This is a genomic window from Pseudomaricurvus alkylphenolicus (assembly GCF_011683955.1).
Classification (GTDB): Bacteria; Pseudomonadota; Gammaproteobacteria; order Pseudomonadales; family Cellvibrionaceae; genus Pseudomaricurvus; species Pseudomaricurvus alkylphenolicus.
In genome coordinates this window covers 175,197-192,911 of record NZ_JAAQPI010000001.1, presented here as the reverse complement: position 1 = coordinate 192,911, position 17,715 = coordinate 175,197, and the positions used below count along the sequence as shown (strand labels likewise).

Sequence of the window (17,715 nt, the reverse complement as noted above, 5' to 3'; positions counted from 1 at the left end):
AAATTAAAGGAGTTTCCCCTGTCAGCGCAATTCAACTATAGTAGCGAGCCTAATGGCCAGTAAATCGACCGCAGAATGAACGCGTCCACCACACAGGAACGGAAGCAGCCCCAACAGGAAAGGGCCCAGAAACGTCGCCAGCAGATTCTGGCGACGAGTATAGAGATCATGAAGTCGGAAGGGCTGGACAGGCTGAATACGGCGTATATCAGCGAAAAGCTCGGTATTTCTGTGGGGTCAATTTATCGCTACTTTCCGAACAAACAGTCCATTCTTTATTCAATGGTGGCCGAGTGGCTGGATCAAAACCGACAGGCACTTGAAGAAATCGAGAAGTGGCCGGTCGAAGAGATGTCGGTTCACGACTTCGTTCACGATTTTTTTCAGCGCATAGCACCTATTTATCGCTCACATGGTGCATTAACACTGCTATTGCGGATTCTCGTCGAAGTACCGGAGCTGCGTGAATTGGGTGATCGTCACGATGAGTTCGTGATTAAGCTGCAGATGCGAATCCTAAACCGGCTTGGCGTCGGCAAGTCACGTGCGGAGCGTCGAAGAATCAGTGAATTATGGCTAAACCAGGGGCATTTTGGCTTGGCCCTGATGATTGAGCAGGGGCCTCGAATGGCGAATCGTACCCAGCAGGATCTTGTCTCAATGCTCGTCGGTTTGATGGAACGGCACTACATCGATAATTGACCATCATCCAGAGATGCTCCACAAGTTTCTGTAGAAAAGTGCCATAAGCGGAAGTTCATAATCCTGGTTCAGGGCACCGTGGGCCTTCGATGATGTCCGCAACGGCCGCACGGATGTAGGTCGGATTAGAAGCGCTTTGCGCTTCGTAATCCGACGTTCCGCCGAAGGTTTAAATTAGCGGCGGCCGCCTATAAACCGCCTGTTACAGCAACATCCCAGGGTGTTTAAAATCGGGCCACAGCCAACGAACAACACTTGCGGAACCGTCGGATTACGCTCCGCGAAGCGGAGCTAATCCGACCTACGCGGGAAGAAAATCCTGTCGTTTCGAACGGCAGCTCCTCGGCACATTCCCGTCGCTCAGGCGAGGTCTAAATAGACCATTTTCCTCTGATAGCCCGTACCTATATATTCCTTGCGCTACGCTTTCTCTGTCTATATTATTGAATAATTATTCGGTTAATTGGGGTGGAGGGAAGTTCTGTTATGTTTCTCTATAGAAATTGGAGTCTTCTGTTGGTGACCCTGTTTTCCTCCTTCTTTGGAGCCACACTGGCCATCGCGGAGGTGGTAAAACCCGACAAAATAACCCGTGACGAAATATCCGGTGATATCTTCAAGCGACCAGGCATGACCAGGGAGCAGCGCGGGGATTCAGCCATATTGGACGTTACCAGCCTGTTATCAAGCGACAAGAAATTCGTCTCCGGCATGTATCAGGCAGGGCCAGGTCGCTTTGAGATCAAGGACGGTGGCTATGGCGTCGATGAGTTTATGTACTTTCTGAAAGGCAGCGTCAAGCTGACATCAGAAGATGGATCGATTCAAGTGATCAATGCCGGTGAAGCTGTAACCATTCCCAAAGAGTGGAAGGGGCTTTGGGAATCAGACGGCTATACCAAGATTTACGTGATTTACTCTGGTAAGGGTGATTTGGAGTAAGCAGGATGTCCAAAAATTCCTCACTGAACATCAGTCGGCGCGATTTTATTAATGGTTGCGCGCTTGGGATCGCGGCCGGAGCGACCTTATCGCCAATGGAGTTGTTGGCCGACAGAACCGTTGCGCAGACTGCTGGCCCCTATTACCCTCCGTCCCTGACCGGACTAAGAGGCAATCATGCGGGAGCCTTCGAAGTGGCCCATTCTGTTGCCTGGCAGGGGAAAAAATGGCGTCGCCCAAAACACCAAACCGATGAGCTGTATGACCTGGTGGTGGTTGGCGGAGGTATATCGGGTTTAGCGGCTGCCTATTACTATCAGCAGGAGCAGAGTCAGACTGCCCGAGTGCTGGTGCTGGAAAACCACGACGACTTTGGCGGTCATGCCAAACGCAACGAATTCAATGTCGGGGGGAAAACCATTATTGGCTACGGCGGAAGCCAGTCAATTGACGGCCCCGCCAGCTACTCGAAAGAAGCCAGCGCGCTGCTCAAGTCCCTTGCCATCGATACTCAACGTTTTTACAAATATTTCGACGATGATTTTTACAGCCGTTGGAAGCTGGATGGTGCCCTCTATTTCGACAAGCGCAAATTTAGTCAGGATCGACTGATAGCCGATCCTTTCAGGGATTATTCTGACGAGCCCAATGCGGACCATTCCGCTACGATACGAAAATTTCCAATCAGCCAGAAGGCGCAGGAAGAGCTGATTGGTTTACTGACAGCGCCTAAGGATCCTTTCAAGAATCTGTCACCATCGGAAAAAAGAAACAAGCTGCGGAGCCTTTCGTATATCGACTATTTGCAACAGCATCTGCGTTTCTCGAAAGAAACTGCTGATTTGCTGCGCGATCGCTCTGTAGGGTTTTGGGGCGTCGGCTGGGATGCGCTCTCCACACTGGAGGCTGCAAGGATGTCCATGCCGGGCATGGAACCCTTTGCAGAGCTGATTGAATCCGAGTATCAGGCGGAAGACGACGAACCTTATATTTTCCATTTTCCCGATGGCAATGCGGGCATTACCCGAGCTTTGATCAGGCAGTTGATTCCGCAAGCCGTACCTGGCAACACCATGGAAGACCTGGTCACTGCCAGGGCGGACTATGGCCTGTTGGATCAGGCTTCGTCGCCGACTCGAATCCGGCTTAACAGCACTGCGGTTGATGTCCGGCATACAACGGACGAGTCCAAGGTTGATGTCACCTACGTCACGGGTGGTCAGGTCCATCGGGTTCGTGCGAAACACGTGGTGATGGCTTGCTACAACAATATTATTCCTCATATCTGCCCTGAGCTGCCGACAACACAGCGTGAAGCCATTGCCTATGCCACCAAAGTGCCTTTGGTGTACACAAACATCGCGTTGCGAAATTGGCGGTCATTTGCCGAACTCGGTATGGATCACCTCACCATTCCCAAGGCAGATCTTCACCAAACGATGTCATTGGACTATCCGGTCAGTATGGGCGGCTATGAATTTGCGAAGAACCCGGATGAGCCCATTCTTGTGCATGCCACCTATGCACCGACCGTTCCGGATCAGGGGTTGAGCGCAAGAGAACAACACAGGCTGGGACGTCACAAACTCTATCAACTGACGTTCGCGGAGTTTGAACAGTCTCTGCTGAATCAATTGGATGGAGCGTTGGGCCGAGCCGGTTTCGATGTTGAGCGTGACGTTGCGGGTATTACCGTTAACCGCTGGCCTCACGGCTATGCTTACGAATATAACGACTATTCAGATCCGGTAAATTGGGGGCCAGACAATGGCCCTCACATACAGGGGCGGGCGCAAATAGGGCGGATCTCTATCGCCAATTCCGATGCTTCTGCCTATGCCTATGTTAATGGCGCCATTGATGCGGCGCACCGTGCAGTATCGGAGCAGTTAGGGCGAATGACTTAGACACAGGGCAAAGAGTTCGTTAAGGCTGGAGATACCGAACTTGGCGTAGGCGCGCTTTCTCAAGGTGGCAACCGTCGCTGCCTGAATACCAAGCTCCAACCCAATGCCTGTGTTGGTCATTCCCAATAGTGCTCTGGCGCATACCTCCCGCTCACGATTGCTGAGGGGTATATTCAAGCGAGCGATGACTGCCTCCATTCGCGCTGCCGTCGGTCGGGTAGTGGAACTCAATTGCTCCGGGGGCAACAGGGTATAGTTTTTCTCCAGCAGAGAAGATAGCAGCTTGGCCAGCAATTCAAGTTGTTTGATATGCTCGGGCGAGAAGTCTCCAGAGTCGGTACTTCGGTACAGGTTGATCACAAACCAACGCCCTGCAAAATGGTCTATTAGGGAAATTCGATCCTGCAGTAAGTGCCGTTCAAAGATGTCCTCGCGATATTCACGGCAGTCGATATCTTCGACACGCAGCCGCGTTAGCGCCGGTTGCTCGTCTTGTGAGGTCAGAGTCCTCACCTGTAGTGTGTTAGGGTCGTAGCGATAGGCACCCCTGGATTCGTACTGCTTCCCAGCCTGCTTTGCAAGATTGACCGGGCCAGTGCTCTCCGCAGCCACTAAGTGCGGGATCAGTTGTTCATCGAAGAAGAACAGGGAGAGGTGGTCCACATCGAGTGACTGAGCCAGGAACTGCATCAACACAGAAGGAAACTCAGCTCTGCCGCAGTGTTCCACCAGTGTATGCAGTCTGCTGACAGTATGTTTCAACGAAATAGCTTTTAACATGGATGTACCTTCTCCAGAGGACATACAAATAAGCACCGACTGACTAGACTGGGATACCCAATAACGCAATTGGAGTGTTACGGTGACCACGGTTCCGACAATAAACGATATTACCTTAGCAGAGCTGAGTGAAAACCCCTATCCCATTTACGCACGTTTGCGAAAACAGGCCCCCATAGCCTGGGTGCCCGCGGCCAACATCATTCTGGTGACCCGCTTCGACACGATCAAGTATATCGATACGCACCCGGAGTTCTTTCCGGCCTTCAACCCCCAATCACTGCAAATCAGGGCTATGGGGCATTCCATGATGCGAAAAGACGGGGAAGATCACCGTCTGGAGCGCGCGGTTCTGCAAAAATCAGTCAACAGTGACACCATCCAGGGCTATTGGATGCCACGATTTGAGCGCATAGTCGACGAACTCATTGACGGCTTTCGGGACAAATGTGAGGCGGATCTGTTCACTGACTTTGCTGCACCTATGGCATCGCTCTGTTTGATGGAAATCCTGGGGCTCACCAATGTGAATTGGCAGGATCTTTGTGATTGGTCTCAGACGCTGATGGATGCTGTCGGCAACTACGGCGACGATCCGCAAATCTGGGCCCGACAGCAACAGGTCTCGAGCCTGATCGACAAGGCGTTGGATCAGATGATCGAGATCAAGCGAGCGACTCCCGACCCAACGTTTATTTCGCAAATGGCCAATAGCGAGACGCTCTCGCTTGAGCAGATTCGCGCCAATGTCAAGGTCATCATTGGTGGGGGCATTAATGAACCCAGGGATGCCACCTGTACGGCCCTGTACGGATTATTGTCCAATCCGGAGCAATTATCCCTGGTGCGGGAGCAACCTTCGGAGCCAATGTGGGGTAAGGTTTTTGAGGAAGCGATACGTTATTGTGCACCTATTGGTATGTACCCGAGAAGGGTGGCCAAGGACATGGAACTGGAGGGGGTTGCACTTAAGCGGAATGACCAATTGGGGCTAGTGGTAGCTTCGGCCTGCCATGACGAGAAATACTGGGATCACGGTGATCGGTTTGATATCAACCGCAAACGGTGTACTCATCTTGCCTTTGGCACCGGTCCGCATCTGTGTCTGGGATTTCGTACAGCCCGTATGCAAGTGGGGCAGCTTTCCGTTCCAAGTCTGATCGCGCGACTGCCCGGTCTGCGCCTTAACCCTGAAAAAGCGGCTCGGTTTGGTGGTTGGGTGTTTCGAGGCCCATTGTCACTGCCAGTAAAGTGGAATCTGTAGTATTCTACCGCCGCTCGATAAGGGTGCCGGTTTACCCCCTAAGTCAGAGGTATCATGACAGACAGACGTTCAGAGATATTATTGCTGGTGGTCGCAGCAATTGCGGCAGCGGGGTGGATTCTCTCCAAGTTGGCGCTGCAGGAATTTGAAGCTCATACCTTTATCGCTATCCGCTTTGCGCTAGCCTCATTGGCCCTGACTCTGTTTTGCACAGCCGAATTGCGCAGCTTGAGCCTTAACCAGATATTTCGCTGCCTGGCCACCGGCGCCACCATGGGCGGGGGCCTGCTGATGTGGGTAGTGGCTCTGCAGTTGACCGATAATGTCGGTGAGGGCGCTTTTATTGCCAGCCTGGCGGTTATCTGTGTGCCCCTGATCGGGTGGCTGTTTTTTGGTGAGAAGATCACAGTCAGTCTGGTGGCGTCATTAGTCCCGGCTCTGGCGGGGCTGTATTACCTGGCGAAAGACAATATGGTTCCGGGCCAGGCATTCAGTCTGGGCACTTCGCAATTGTTGTTCCTTGGCTCGAGTCTGGCCTTTGCTCTACACCTGAATTTATCCAATCATTATGTTCAGAATATACCGGCGTTGGCGCTGGCATCTTTGCAGTTGGCCATGCCGGCTGTATTGGCCGGTTTGACGGCATTGTTGTTTACCGGGAAAAATACTCAAGTGGGATTGGCAGAGATTTCGTCCAACGCATGGCTGCTATTGCTGGCCAGTGCACTCTTGGCGACCAGCCTGCGGTTCTATCTGCAGACCAGCGCACTGCAAGATATCAACCCGACTCACGCGGCCATGATTTTTTTGGCGGAACCGGTGATGACGGTGATGCTGAGTGCCTGGTGGTTGGGTGAACGTATGACTGTCAATCAAATGCTAGGATGTGCTTTGATCTTTTCCGGGGTGCTGTTTTATCGAGGAGCGCCTCTGCTTAGAAAGCGTTTTCGATAAGCCGTTCTCTTTACTAATACACTAGCCGGGCAAGCCGTGCTTTTTCCCGTTGGTGTTCATGCCAACTCTGCCACAGAATCGGCAGAATGATGAATGAGATGCCGAGAAGGGTCCATTGATCCAGTTGTTCGCCGAACATCCACCACCCCAAAAGGGCGGCGAAGACCAATCCGGAATATTCCGCAACCGAAATGGCGCTGGCGTCGGCCAGCCGAAAAGCGAAAATACAACACCCTTGATAGGCAATCAGACAAAGGCTGGTTCCAATACACAAAATCGCCAGGTCAACATTCACGGGTTTCCAATTGGCGGCGGCAAACCCCGCCATCACGGGGAGGGCCAGTGCATTTGCCCAAAATATCGTATTGATGGTGCGGGTACCCTTCGGCAGCCACTTGACTGACAAATTGTAGGCCGCGATAGCGAAGGCTGTGACAAACGCCAGCAAGGAGGCCAAACCAATGTCCTGAGGCCGAAGCGCGACAATAACACCGGTCAAGCCGAGGGTCGCTACCAGGATGCGGTGGATTTTAATGGGTTCCCCGAAAAACAAGAGCGCAAGTACGAGGGTTAGCATGGGTGCTGCGTAGAAAATAACATTGGCGGTTGCCAGTGATAAATAAAGCAGTGCGACAACGGCACAGGGCGCGCCGATACAGGTCATCAGGGCTCTGAACAAGTGTATCTTCAGCTTTCCCGGGGCGCGCTCCCTTGAGGAAAGGCGGGACCAAAAGGGCAGTAAAAACAGCACTACAGCGATTTGACGTAAAAACAGGTATTGAAAGATGCTGACATTGTCGGCATAGAGTTTGACAAAAACATCCACAAAGGTCGCGAACAGGTTGCCAATGATCAAGGCAGAAAAAGCCAGTAGAATTACGCCCGTTTTTGTCATCAGATCAAGCCTGAGGCGTCCTCTCCATGCCAACATGGGGCAGGTCATCCTCCAGATATTCGTCGGTCACCACGACAAAGCCCTGCGACTGGTAGTAATTCTGTAAATAGGATTGCGCAGAGATGTGACACACCTTATCCGGCCACAACTGATCCAATGTGTTGACGGCTCTTGCCAGCATTTGGTGGCCGATACCCTGGCCCCTGACCGACGGGGCAGCGGCGACTCTGCCGAGGGAGGGCATGTCCGGGTAACTGCAACCGGGCGGCAGTATGCGCAGACAGCAAACCACTTCCTGGTCTTGCATGCCGAACAGATGCAAGGCGCCGGGAACTGTGTCCTTTCCGTCCAGATCCGCATAGACGCAGTCCTGCTCAACAACAAAAATATCAGCCCTGAGCCGCAGAATGCTGTAGAGCTCGTCGACGCTGAGTTCATTGAAGGGCTTGATGTACCACTGCATAGTAGAATTCCATTATAGTTTAAGGCGATTGCTGACGGAATAATGAGAGCGGTTATTCTACGGCGATGTCGAATCGTTGCAATAACAATTGTTAATGGTCAGGCGTCCGATCAGAGCCCGAGGCGCTTTTTTATCCGGCTCAAACTGACGGGGGTCAAACCGAGATAGGAGGCGAGCAGAGTCGCTGGAACCCGGGTCACAAAGTCGGGAAAAAGCTGATAGGCTCTCTCCACCTTTTGTTCGTTAGAGTTTAACAGCAGCAGTTCTTCCTTGATTTCTTTAGCCAGTAGATGGATTTCCAGTTGCTTCAAGTGATAGTCCTTCCACTGCGGCTTGCTGTCTACCAATTTGCGATAAACGGCAACGGGAATCTGATACAGTTGGCAGGTTTCGACTGTGACGATTTTATAGGGTATGGGTTGTCCCGTGATCAAGTGGCGCATAGCGAATATGAGGTCGTTCTCCCAAAAGAATTCCTTACTGTATTCCTTGCCTGCTTGGGTGAAAAATACAGCACGAGCCAATCCGGTTTTGACGACATACAAGTGGGTGGGGATCTGATGGGCAGGGATCAATTCCTGCTGCGCCGGTACTTTGATCAATCGAGCGGCTGCCTCGAACTGATCAAAGCCATCCACAGGGGCTTGTAGGGTATGGCTCAGGATTTCAAACAGCTCAGACATATTTAAGTCAGCTTGACCTGGTTGATTCACATTGTACAGATAATATAGGCAACCCATGCCACCTGACTACTGTGGATTTACAATGTAACCGCCTGCCATCACATAACCCTAAACCACCGTTCCAGCCGGTAACCCTGTTCGTCCACTAACGAGAGTTGATGCCAACCGGGATTAACCGCGATGGCCTTTTCGTGTATGTGGCGTGTGCTTCCCAGGTACTCGTTATCCAGATGCCAGAACAGGGCTGCATTGCTGAGCCGGTGTTGGGCCTTAAAGATGGTGCGCCCCAGTTCACCGTTGATTTCCACGGGTATTTTTATACGGGCGCCTTCCGCCGGGTATTCCAGTTGCATTGGCAGATCCTGAGCAATCAGCGGGAGTTTTTCGTGGCAGTCCTGCCGCCATGGGGGCAGGAGCTGATGACCGGGATGTATCCTGCGGTAATGGAATTCTGCCACCGGCGGCAGTACAAAGCGAGAGACTGTCTTAATGGCGGAGACCGGTTGGCACGCTCCATGTACGCGCCAATACATGTCGGGATCCAAGTGAATGCGTTGATGATAGGGAGAGATCCGGGTATAGACGGCTTCACTGGGTGCATGGACTTGTGTGGTTGGACAACCGCCGGCTGGCAGGTGGCCGTCAGCTGTACAGACGGTAATTTCCTGCAAGGCGTGATGGGGTTTCTGTGGCCAGTCGACATCGGGCAGCAGTCGAAACAGGTCGAGCATGATCGGGGCTGCGGCCTTGCTGCCGGTCAATTCCATAGCTTCCTCGCCGTTGGCATTACCTGCCCATACGCCTATGGTGTAGCGGCCATTGCTGCCGATAGCCCAGGCGTCGTGCCAACCGTAACTGGTGCCGGTTTTCCAGGCCAGCTTGCGACTGCTGTCAAAGTCCTGCCAGGCGGCCTGAACGCCGGGCCGTTTTACGTCGGTTAAGGCCATCAAGGTTTGCCAGGCGGCGCCTTGTCGAACCGGGAATTCCAGGGTTGCAGTGCTCCCGTCAACCAATGTCTCACCAATCAACAGGGATGCCTGCCTGAAGGAATCAACCCGACCATCGGCGCTGGCAGCAAGCCCGGCATAGGCATTGGTAATATCCCAAAGCGTGGTTTCCGCACCTCCCAAAATCAGGGACAAACCGTACTCATCCGCCGGACGGAACAGCGTCGTTATTCCCAGAGTCTCCAGGTCCTGTTTGAATACACTGACCCCATACTGCTGTAATAGCCGCACCGCCGGCACATTGAGTGACTCAATCAGCGCCTGCCTGGCGGTTACTGCGCCTCGATAGCCGCGGTCGTAGTTTTCCGGGCTGTAACCATCGTAAAAGCTGGGAACATCCAACACCAGTGAGTCTGGCAGCAATTGACCCTGTTGCAACATCATAGAAAACAGAAAAGGCTTAAACACGCTGCCCGACGAGCGCGGGCGTTGAACGATATCCAGGGCAGGGGAGTAGAGTGGATTGCGTCTGTAGGTTTTATTGCCGACATAGGCCAGGACCTGATGATGGCGATTGTCGATCATCAGAATGGACAGATTATTCACTCCGGTCTTGCCAAGGCGCTCACTGTGGTGGTGGGCAAGGTCATTGGCTTGCTGCTGCAGACCGGCATCAATGGTGGAGCGGAATTGATGTTTGTCGGGATGCTGCGTCATCAGCGTGGACAGTAAATGCCGGGCACGATCAGGTAAACGCCGGGGTGCTTCCGGCAGTGGTTCCAGTTTGGCCAGCTTCAGGTCGAGCGAGTCCAGATGACCCTGCAGATGCAGCTTGTCCAGCAGTCGATTGCGTTTGTGGCGCAAAGTATCGCGATTTTTCCCCGGGTTAAGACTGGACGGACGATTGGGCAGCAGGGCAAACAGCGCGGCCTCGGCCCAGGTCATGGAGGACATATCGCGTCCGTAGTAGCGCCAGGTGGCTGCAGGCAATCCCACCTGGTTGCCGCCATAGGGAGCGTGGGTGGCGTAGAGCAGCAGTAATTCTTCTTTGCTGTAGTGCCATTCCAGTTGTAGCGCCAGGGCCACTTCGCGCACCTTTTGCGTGTAGGTTCTTGCGCGGTTGCCGCTGAGCATGCGTGCAAGTTGCATGGTCAGCGTGCTGCCGCCTGAGACTACTCGACCTGCCTTCAGGTTGGCGACAACGGCCCTGGCCAATGCCAAAGGGTCGAGGCCGGGGTGAACATAAAACCGTTTATCTTCATAGGTCAACAGCGCCTGCACGTACTTGTCGGGCAATTCCCTAACGGGTGGAAATCGCCACTGTTCATCTTCGGCGATGGTTGCCGCCAGTAACACTCCCTCTTTGGAATAGAGCACCTTGCTGTAAGAGGCCGAGTGCAATGTGGTGGGCAATGGCCTGACAATCAGAACGGCGGCGCCGACCAAGGCTAATGCCATGACTATACCTACGACGATTCCGGCTTTGTGCAGGGTGGATTTCACAGGTTTGACCTTTAGGGTATTGATGACAGTACTTGTACCCATCGACCGGCGGTAGTGGCTCGGATACCACCGTCGTACATGGACTCCACCCGCCAGCCCGGCAGATAAAAGCGCCCGGCGTAGGTGGCATTCAATGTGATGTCTACCGTGATCTCTCGACGGTATTGACGCTGCCACCAATAGTAATTACCCAGCGTAAAATAACTTAACACCCGGTCGTCACGGATGTCCTGATATTCCAGTTCCTTAGCGGGTTCAATTCCAGCCATGCGATCATTCCCGATTTCCCAACCACTCGGTGTAATCACTGATAACGCCAGATTTTCCAGGCGGGAATGGGGATTTGCGGCACTGACGCTAACTCGGGCCTTAAAGTCTGTCCCCTGCCGTAATGCACCGATATCAAGTGGCAGGCCTTGCATATCCACAAAAGAAACGGAGAGTCTCACACCCTGGCTGCTGGCCTTTTCTTCGGCATTCGCCGGGGTGCCGCGGTTGCCCAGCAACACGTAGATGGGTTTTTCCCCTTCGTTTTTGACCTCCAGTTTGATGGGTGTGTCGCTGTGAATATTTTCGTCGCTGTCGATGATCCTGCGCAGCATGGGAGAAATCAGCTCAGTCTTCTCTTCGGCCTGATTATTGATTTTCCAACTGAAGGGATGCGCCTGTTGTTTGGTATCACTGTCAAAGTAGTTCGACAGCGCAATCAGCGCCCAGGCCTGGGATTGAGTGGAAAGGTACTGTGGCTTTGACAGCTGCATAGCCACCTGCTGTGCCATATCCCAGGCTTTCTTCGGTTTGTCCATATGCTTATAAGTTATCGCGAGCAGTGCAGTGTCTCGCAGTTTTGAACCATAGGTATAGCCGGCCCAGTCGTAGTCGAGTGGTTGATTATCGGCTTGGCTCAACAATTCCTCCGAGGCCTCCAGCACACCTGCTCGCGCATAGGCAGCCGCTAACAACCATCGGGCAAGACGATGATTGGCGCTGGTCGCAGGCAGGGTGGCCAGCTTTTCTTTTAGACGATTCATCGCATTAAAATCGGCGGCGTCCGCCAGCGTCAGGCTGTAGAGCAGATAGGCATCGGTGGATTCGTAGCCGTCACGGTTTCCGACTTTACGGGCAAAGCGTTTCTGGGTCTTCAACCAGCGTTCGATCACCGAGGCGGGCACCGGATAGCCGACATTGCGAGCTTCGAGCAGAAAATGCCCTACATAGGTGTTGGCCCAGTGATTGGAGTAGTGGCCACCCGGCCAATAGCTGAATTCGCCGCCGGCACTCTGGTAACCGGTGAACTTGCGCAACCCCTCCTTGATATTAAATTCGATATCCGTCTGTTGTTGATCCGTCAGGGGCAACAACCGGTTGAGAAAAATCTGCGGAAACAATTTGGAGGTCGTCTGTTCAAGACAGCCGTGAGGATAACCGATCAGCGAGTTCAGTCGGTGCTCCAGATTGATCGAAGGCACACGACTGAATTCAACATAGCTGTAATTGGTGTTGGGCATGCCGTTAGGCAGCAGGCTCAATGTCTGACTTTCGCCAGCCTTGATAGCAGTTCGCTCGCTAACGGTCTGTGGCAAGTTGGGGGATCTTACAGGAATGGATACCTCGTGACTGGTTTCGTGCTCTCCGGATTTCGCCTTTACCAACAGGCTGCCAGTACCCACGCTGGCGGCGGCAGATAAATCGAAACTGATGATCTGATCGCCGGGGCGGGTAAAGCTGAGGCTTTTCTCGGCTTGCGTTGCGCTGATCAATGAGTCGGTGTCCACAGACAGCGCAACTTCCTTGATGTCGGGGTCGGTCACAAACACATTGACCGGCAATTTCAAGCTCTCTTCGGGTCCGAGGACACGTGGCACCGTCGCCAACAGGGTCAGAGGTTGCGTGACTTTCACCGTCCCATCCGTTTTACCAAAAGCAGCCACTCCTTCAGAGATATCCCCAGCCACCAACATCACCCGCACACTGCCCATATACTCCGGCAGCTTGACAACATGCCTGGCCTGTTCTCCGGCCGGCAAATAAAATGGCCCGAGAAATTCTACAACCGGTGGAAATCGACGCTTCTTTCGCAGTGCATCTGTATCGTCTTCGGCATCGCTTCCGCCAATGGTTAACAGTCGCTCCGTATTGAAGACAGACGAATTTGACAGCAGATCGTACATATCCCAGGTCAGTACGCCGAGGGCTTCACGTCGGTAGAGGGTGTCATAGGGGTCAGGTGTTTTGTAGTTGGTAATGCTCAACAGCCCCTCGTCCACCACGGCCAGAGTGTAAGTCATGGCTTTGCTTCGGGATTCCGCTACCACGATCTTCAATTCTGATTGCGGTTTGACCTTCTCCGGCAGTGTCAGCTGCGGTGCAAGACGACCGTCCGGGTTATCCACCAATATAGGAGTGATGCCGTAGAGTCTCACCGGGCTGTCGTTATTCTTATCTGCAAAGGCCTGAACATAAGTAACATGGGCGTAAACGTTGGGGGCCATGTCTGCTGTTACTGGAATGGAATATTGACCCTCCTCGATATCTTTTTCAATCCACTGTTGGCTGAGAATCCGCGTCCCGGATTCCAGTGTCAGTAGTATTTTGCCTTTGTCGCTGCCGGCAACGATCTGGGGGATCGTCAGTGTCGCTGTGTCTCCAACCGCATAGCGTTTCTTGTCAGTGGTCAACATCAGTTGGGTTTCGCCCGAGGGGTTTTTCTGCTGCTGGTAACTCCAGCCGAGATACACCACCTTGCCAGAGCAGTGGTCTCCCTGGCGGTCACAGACTCTCATTAAATAGCGGCCCCAGGGATAGTCCTGCCCCTCAAGCGTCCAATGGCTGCGGCCAGCCTCATCCGTTTTCAAATTGGCCTCCACCAACGGATCGGCGTGGTTGCGACTGATGTAGGAGGCAATGCTGTCACTGGAACTGTCCCACCACCAGCGCCAGCCAATGCGATAAAGTTGAAAATCCAGTTCGCTGTTGGCAATGGGATTGCCCTCCGCATCCACCAGCATCATATTGATCTGATGCTGTTCGTCCCTTGAGATAGACCGATTCCAGCCGCGACCTTGAGGAATATGCAGACCAACCAGACGTGAGTAGGGTTGGTAGGCAACACTGGCGTACTGAATACTGAAGTTGCCGCTCTTCTCAAAGACCCGTGTTGTAAACTGGAGCTTAACGTTTCCCGGCGCGTTATTAATAGATGGGGCAAGGGAGAAGCTGGCTTTGCCGTTTTCGTCAAGGTTACCCTGAAACACCTTCTGTTGGCGCGACTGCAGTTCTCTGGTCGGGTCGTCAAACACATATTGGTCGTAGCCGGCGACGGTGGTTTTTACTGCCCGGACATTCATATCAATATCCGCTTTTAGGCCAGCAGCCGTTGCACCATTAAGCCACTGGGAAAAAAGCCCCGCTTCGATGGAGGGACCATCGCCGGCGGACAGTTTGTCCGAGGGGAACGTCAACTCGATTTTAAGGCGATTGGGTTTGATGGTTTCGACTGGAACCACTTTGCTGAAATAGTCACCGCCGTAGCGGATGACCGCACGCCAGCTACCGGTGGGGGAATCTTCATCCGTTCTTAGCCGGAAGCTGTAAAAGCCATTCATTGGCTGGGTATGAGTGATACTGTCAAATTTGTTGCCGCGCGGGTCAAAAAAATCGAGAGTCAGCGGGTAGTTCTCCGGCAGCTGCCCGGTCCGGTCGTGAGCAATAAATGTCAGGAATATCTCATCCCCAGGACGCCATACACCGCGCTCGCCGTAGAAAAAACCTTTGATGCCACTGCCTGCTTGTTCACCGCCGGTATCAAAAACGTTAGTGGACAGAGACTCATTTCGAGGCAGGCGTAAAAAGCCCACGTCTTCATTTTGCGAGGCCAGCAGATAAAGCGGGGCACTGACCGGCGAGAACTTCAACATTCCCTGTGGGTCCGTCTTGCCTCTCGCGACGGGCTGATGTTGGCGATTGTAGGCAACCACTTCAACATCACGCAGGGGCTGTGCGCTATTGATGTCGGTGGCTACCACCAGCATTGATTTGTCTACCGCCATTTTGGCAATCAACCCGATGTCGGAGGCATGAAAATAGCGAAAGTCCTTGATGGGGTTATTGTAGTGTTGGTAATAGTAGTCCTTGCAGGGGTTTTCCCGGTCAGTCCACTGGTATCGCCCCTGGGAGTGATAGTATCGTTGAACCCAGCTGGGGTTGTTTCGCGTCTCCTGAAATGGCCAGGGGTTGCCTGGGGGTAGGGCATCCTCGGGCTGAGGGCGCGGAGTCTCGCACTCCAGAATGCTGTGGCTCTTGTCAATTTTGACTTCAAACGCCAGCAGATCATTGCCAAAATCCTTCAAGTAGTCACTGACATCCAGATCAAATTGCGTCCACTGATCCCTGGGGATCTCCGGCAGCTGTAAGGTTTTTCGCCAAAGTGCCGCAGTGGTCGACGAATCGGAATAACGCGCCGAGAGATTACGGGACTGAAGAAACTGACCCAGGTTAGCGGCTTTTAGCTGATAGGCGGTAATCTGTACGGAATCGACATTTACCGCTTCAATCGGGATGGTCACCCGTGAATGGCTCGGCAGAATATGCGTACTGTCCTTAAAGCGTACACCCGGCTGTTCTTCAAGCAGAGTCAAGGTTCTGATCACAGGTTCGAGCAATCTGGCATTACGGGTACTGCGTATGCCCTCAAGGACTTCGATGGAGATATCACCGCTCAGTGGGCGCGAGGGGTATGCCCTCAGAACATTACCATCGACGCGCATGCTGGCGGGCGCCTGACCATCGATTCTGACCAGTCCCATAAACGACTGACCACGATCCAGGGGCTCCGAAAACTGAATGGCGATGTATCTGTCTTTTTGCTTTCGAGAGTTGACGCCCAATACTTCGAAACGATTCAGTGCGGGAATGGGAAGCGTTGATTCACCGGAGCGGTCAACTCCAATGGCAGAACCATCCCAGCGCAAAGTCGCTGTGGATGCGTCAGCACGTCGTTCGATACCGGACACTGTAAATTCATGTTCGACCTCGCTGAGGTGATTCCAGGTGATGGCCAATTCCAAGCCTTCCTGCTCGGCGTCCAGGATTTTCTCCAAGGCTTGGATCCGATCCCGGTCATTGAGTGTGACTTTGCCGTTGATGGTGTGACCATGGGTTTTGGGATCTATCGCCAGCCCATCAATCTGTACACTGAAATCCTGTTGATAGGCCTTGATTTTAAACTGGTGGGGGTACAGCGAATTCTTAATGCCCTGGAGCTTGTTCGGGAACAGCGTCAACGCATATTCCACATCGCGGTCCAGTGGTTGCTCAAAACGGATGCGTAGCGTTTTTTCAGAGTCAAAGACAACCTGCGCGTTTACTCTCGGTTCTATGGCAACGATTCCCAAAACCGGCTGGTTTAAATTCACCTCGCCGGCGGTGACTGGATGGGTAAAACCGATGAGGAGATCATCGTGGGCCGACACCCAACCCTCGGGGGAGAATTCAAGGTGAGGCGCCCAGCCGGAGGAGATCGGGGTTGCCTGAGATTCAGCATGAGTAACCGCCGGATGTTTGCTCGCAGGAGCATCCGCGGACTCGCCGCAGCTGACCATCCACAAGACCAGGAATACAGAAAACAGGACTCTAATGGCACTCATCGTCAGTTCCTTTGCCGTGCTGATTGAGGTTGCCTTGATTGTATCAGGCAGAATCACACACGCCAGGATAAAGCGCCAAAATCATAATTCGTCACAATTGACCTGAGGAATGACATAGGTAAGACGGGATTAATGTTTTACCTGCGTGTAGGCTGAATGGACTGAAAGCTGCGAGGGGATTTGCCCGTCTCATATAGGACTTAATAGCTTGCTGTTTGTTACGATTCAGGTGGAAGAAATGTCACTCATCCGCTTCCAGCACGCCAGGTATTCGTCCAAAATCACTTGTGCCCGCGGAGCTTTTTCGCCCCGGGTGCAGCGTTGATAGTGGGTGATCAACTTTTTAAGGTGGCGACTATGAAGCGCGTTTTTCCGATCCCAAAGTTGTCCGGTGAGGGAAACCTGGGGTTGCGATGACGACCGGCAGCTACCCTGTGCATAAATCAATTCGTAATCCCGCCCTTTTTCAGTCACCAGGGATTCGTACAGTAACCCGAACTCTCGATTAGCCAAATACTCACGCAGATCATATTGGGAAGTGGTAGGGCAGAATATAAAATCCAGCTGGGCCAGCGAGTTGTTGACTTCGAGCCTACTCAGTATGTCTACCATGCACTCGCCACCGACCCCGGCAATGATAACCAGGTTTCGGTGTTGGCTGTCGATGCGCAACTGCCCGGCATCGCCGGCAATAGCGTCATAGTGCTCACTGGCAAATTCGCACAGCCTTGGCTTCAGCTCCTCGATCAAATGTGGCACCTGGTCAACAAATATGACTTTGCCGCACAGTTGCTGACGAATCAGGTGAATACCCAGGTAGCCGTGGTCACAACAGCAGTCCCAGATGTGGGAATAGGGCTCAGGTGCAGATGCTACCAGGTCAGCGATGGCGTTGAGGCGAGCACCCAGGCTGGGTGGGGTACTGCAGATATCGGAGGAGGTGTTGGCTGTCGTCATTGATGGAGCTGTGAGCAAATGGGAAAGCCGGGTATTGTACCAGTATCTGCCGCGCCTGATGTAGCAGGGTCAA

General features: G+C 53.1%; 12 protein-coding genes. 5 read left to right on the top strand and 7 right to left on the bottom strand.

Translation table 11 applies throughout. From position 1 onward, the window contains the following. Positions 1-75: 75 nt before the first annotated feature. The 3 genes from HBA55_RS00795 to HBA55_RS00785 all read left to right on the top strand — a co-directional run bounded on the left by HBA55_RS00795 (position 76) and on the right by HBA55_RS00785 (position 3,551). Positions 76-702: a TetR/AcrR family transcriptional regulator gene (locus HBA55_RS00795; RefSeq protein WP_166985505.1), complete on the top strand. Its 627-nt coding sequence runs from the start codon at positions 76-78 to the stop codon at positions 700-702. Between the two features lie 486 nt (positions 703-1,188). Then, positions 1,189-1,644 carry a cupin domain-containing protein gene (locus tag HBA55_RS00790; protein ID WP_166985502.1) on the top strand — a complete coding sequence of 152 codons (456 nt, stop codon included), beginning with the start codon at positions 1,189-1,191 and terminating at the stop codon, positions 1,642-1,644. A gap of 5 nt (positions 1,645-1,649) precedes the next feature. After that, positions 1,650-3,551 (top strand): FAD-dependent oxidoreductase, encoded by a 1,902-nt coding sequence (locus HBA55_RS00785; RefSeq protein WP_166985498.1) that lies wholly within the window; start codon positions 1,650-1,652, stop codon positions 3,549-3,551. Here HBA55_RS00785 and HBA55_RS00780 read toward each other — a convergent pair. Beyond that, positions 3,534-4,331, bottom strand: coding sequence for a response regulator transcription factor (locus tag HBA55_RS00780; protein ID WP_166985495.1), 798 nt, complete (start codon positions 4,329-4,331; stop codon positions 3,534-3,536). The two genes, HBA55_RS00785 and HBA55_RS00780, sit on opposite strands and share 18 nt — an antisense overlap. An 82-nt stretch (positions 4,332-4,413) precedes the next feature. Here HBA55_RS00780 and HBA55_RS00775 point away from each other — a divergent pair, with 82 nt between their 5' ends. Together HBA55_RS00775 and HBA55_RS00770 are read left to right on the top strand one after the other, a co-directional pair. Beyond that, positions 4,414-5,595, top strand: coding sequence for a cytochrome P450 (locus HBA55_RS00775; RefSeq protein ID WP_166985492.1), 1,182 nt, complete (start codon positions 4,414-4,416; stop codon positions 5,593-5,595). 54 nt (positions 5,596-5,649) lie between these two features. After that, complete coding sequence (locus HBA55_RS00770; protein WP_166985489.1) at positions 5,650-6,549, top strand: DMT family transporter; 900 nt, start codon at positions 5,650-5,652, stop codon at positions 6,547-6,549. A gap of 13 nt (positions 6,550-6,562) precedes the next feature. Here HBA55_RS00770 and HBA55_RS00765 read toward each other — a convergent pair whose 3' ends face one another. The 6 genes from HBA55_RS00765 to HBA55_RS00740 all read right to left on the bottom strand — a co-directional run bounded on the left by HBA55_RS00765 (position 6,563) and on the right by HBA55_RS00740 (position 17,642). Then, positions 6,563-7,444 (bottom strand): DMT family transporter, encoded by an 882-nt coding sequence (locus tag HBA55_RS00765; RefSeq protein WP_166985486.1) that lies wholly within the window; start codon positions 7,442-7,444, stop codon positions 6,563-6,565. A gap of 4 nt (positions 7,445-7,448) precedes the next feature. Then, positions 7,449-7,907: a GNAT family N-acetyltransferase gene (locus tag HBA55_RS00760; protein ID WP_166985483.1), complete on the bottom strand. Its 459-nt coding sequence runs from the start codon at positions 7,905-7,907 to the stop codon at positions 7,449-7,451. A gap of 110 nt (positions 7,908-8,017) precedes the next feature. Further along, the gene (locus HBA55_RS00755; protein ID WP_166985480.1) at positions 8,018-8,590 is read right to left on the bottom strand and encodes a Crp/Fnr family transcriptional regulator; all 573 of its coding nucleotides are present in this window, start codon (positions 8,588-8,590) and stop codon (positions 8,018-8,020) included. A gap of 98 nt (positions 8,591-8,688) precedes the next feature. Further along, on the bottom strand, positions 8,689-11,040 hold the full coding sequence (pbpC, locus tag HBA55_RS00750) for a penicillin-binding protein 1C (protein WP_166985477.1): 2,352 nt from the start codon (positions 11,038-11,040) through the stop codon (positions 8,689-8,691). Positions 11,041-11,051: 11 nt separating this feature from the next. Further along, positions 11,052-16,685: an alpha-2-macroglobulin family protein gene (locus tag HBA55_RS00745; protein WP_166985474.1), complete on the bottom strand. Its 5,634-nt coding sequence runs from the start codon at positions 16,683-16,685 to the stop codon at positions 11,052-11,054. 225 nt (positions 16,686-16,910) lie between these two features. Next, a complete protein-coding gene (locus HBA55_RS00740; protein WP_166985471.1) occupies positions 16,911-17,642 on the bottom strand; it encodes a tRNA (adenine(22)-N(1))-methyltransferase in 732 nt (243 codons plus the stop codon). Positions 17,643-17,715 lie beyond the last annotated feature (73 nt).

Excerpts from the sequence above, each read along its gene's own strand:
- HBA55_RS00795 (WP_166985505.1), top strand. The coding sequence starts at position 76 with ATGAACGCGTCCACCACACAGGAACGGAAGCAGCCCCAACAGGAAAGG.
- HBA55_RS00790 (WP_166985502.1), top strand. The coding sequence starts at position 1,189 with ATGTTTCTCTATAGAAATTGGAGTCTTCTGTTGGTGACCCTGTTTTCC.
- HBA55_RS00785 (WP_166985498.1), top strand. The coding sequence starts at position 1,650 with ATGTCCAAAAATTCCTCACTGAACATCAGTCGGCGCGATTTTATTAAT.
- HBA55_RS00780 (WP_166985495.1), bottom strand. The coding sequence starts at position 4,331 with ATGTTAAAAGCTATTTCGTTGAAACATACTGTCAGCAGACTGCATACA.
- HBA55_RS00770 (WP_166985489.1), top strand. The coding sequence starts at position 5,650 with ATGACAGACAGACGTTCAGAGATATTATTGCTGGTGGTCGCAGCAATT.
- HBA55_RS00765 (WP_166985486.1), bottom strand. The coding sequence starts at position 7,444 with ATGACAAAAACGGGCGTAATTCTACTGGCTTTTTCTGCCTTGATCATT.
- HBA55_RS00760 (WP_166985483.1), bottom strand. The coding sequence starts at position 7,907 with ATGCAGTGGTACATCAAGCCCTTCAATGAACTCAGCGTCGACGAGCTC.
- HBA55_RS00755 (WP_166985480.1), bottom strand. The coding sequence starts at position 8,590 with ATGTCTGAGCTGTTTGAAATCCTGAGCCATACCCTACAAGCCCCTGTG.
- HBA55_RS00745 (WP_166985474.1), bottom strand. The coding sequence starts at position 16,685 with ATGAGTGCCATTAGAGTCCTGTTTTCTGTATTCCTGGTCTTGTGGATG.
- HBA55_RS00740 (WP_166985471.1), bottom strand. The coding sequence starts at position 17,642 with ATGACGACAGCCAACACCTCCTCCGATATCTGCAGTACCCCACCCAGC.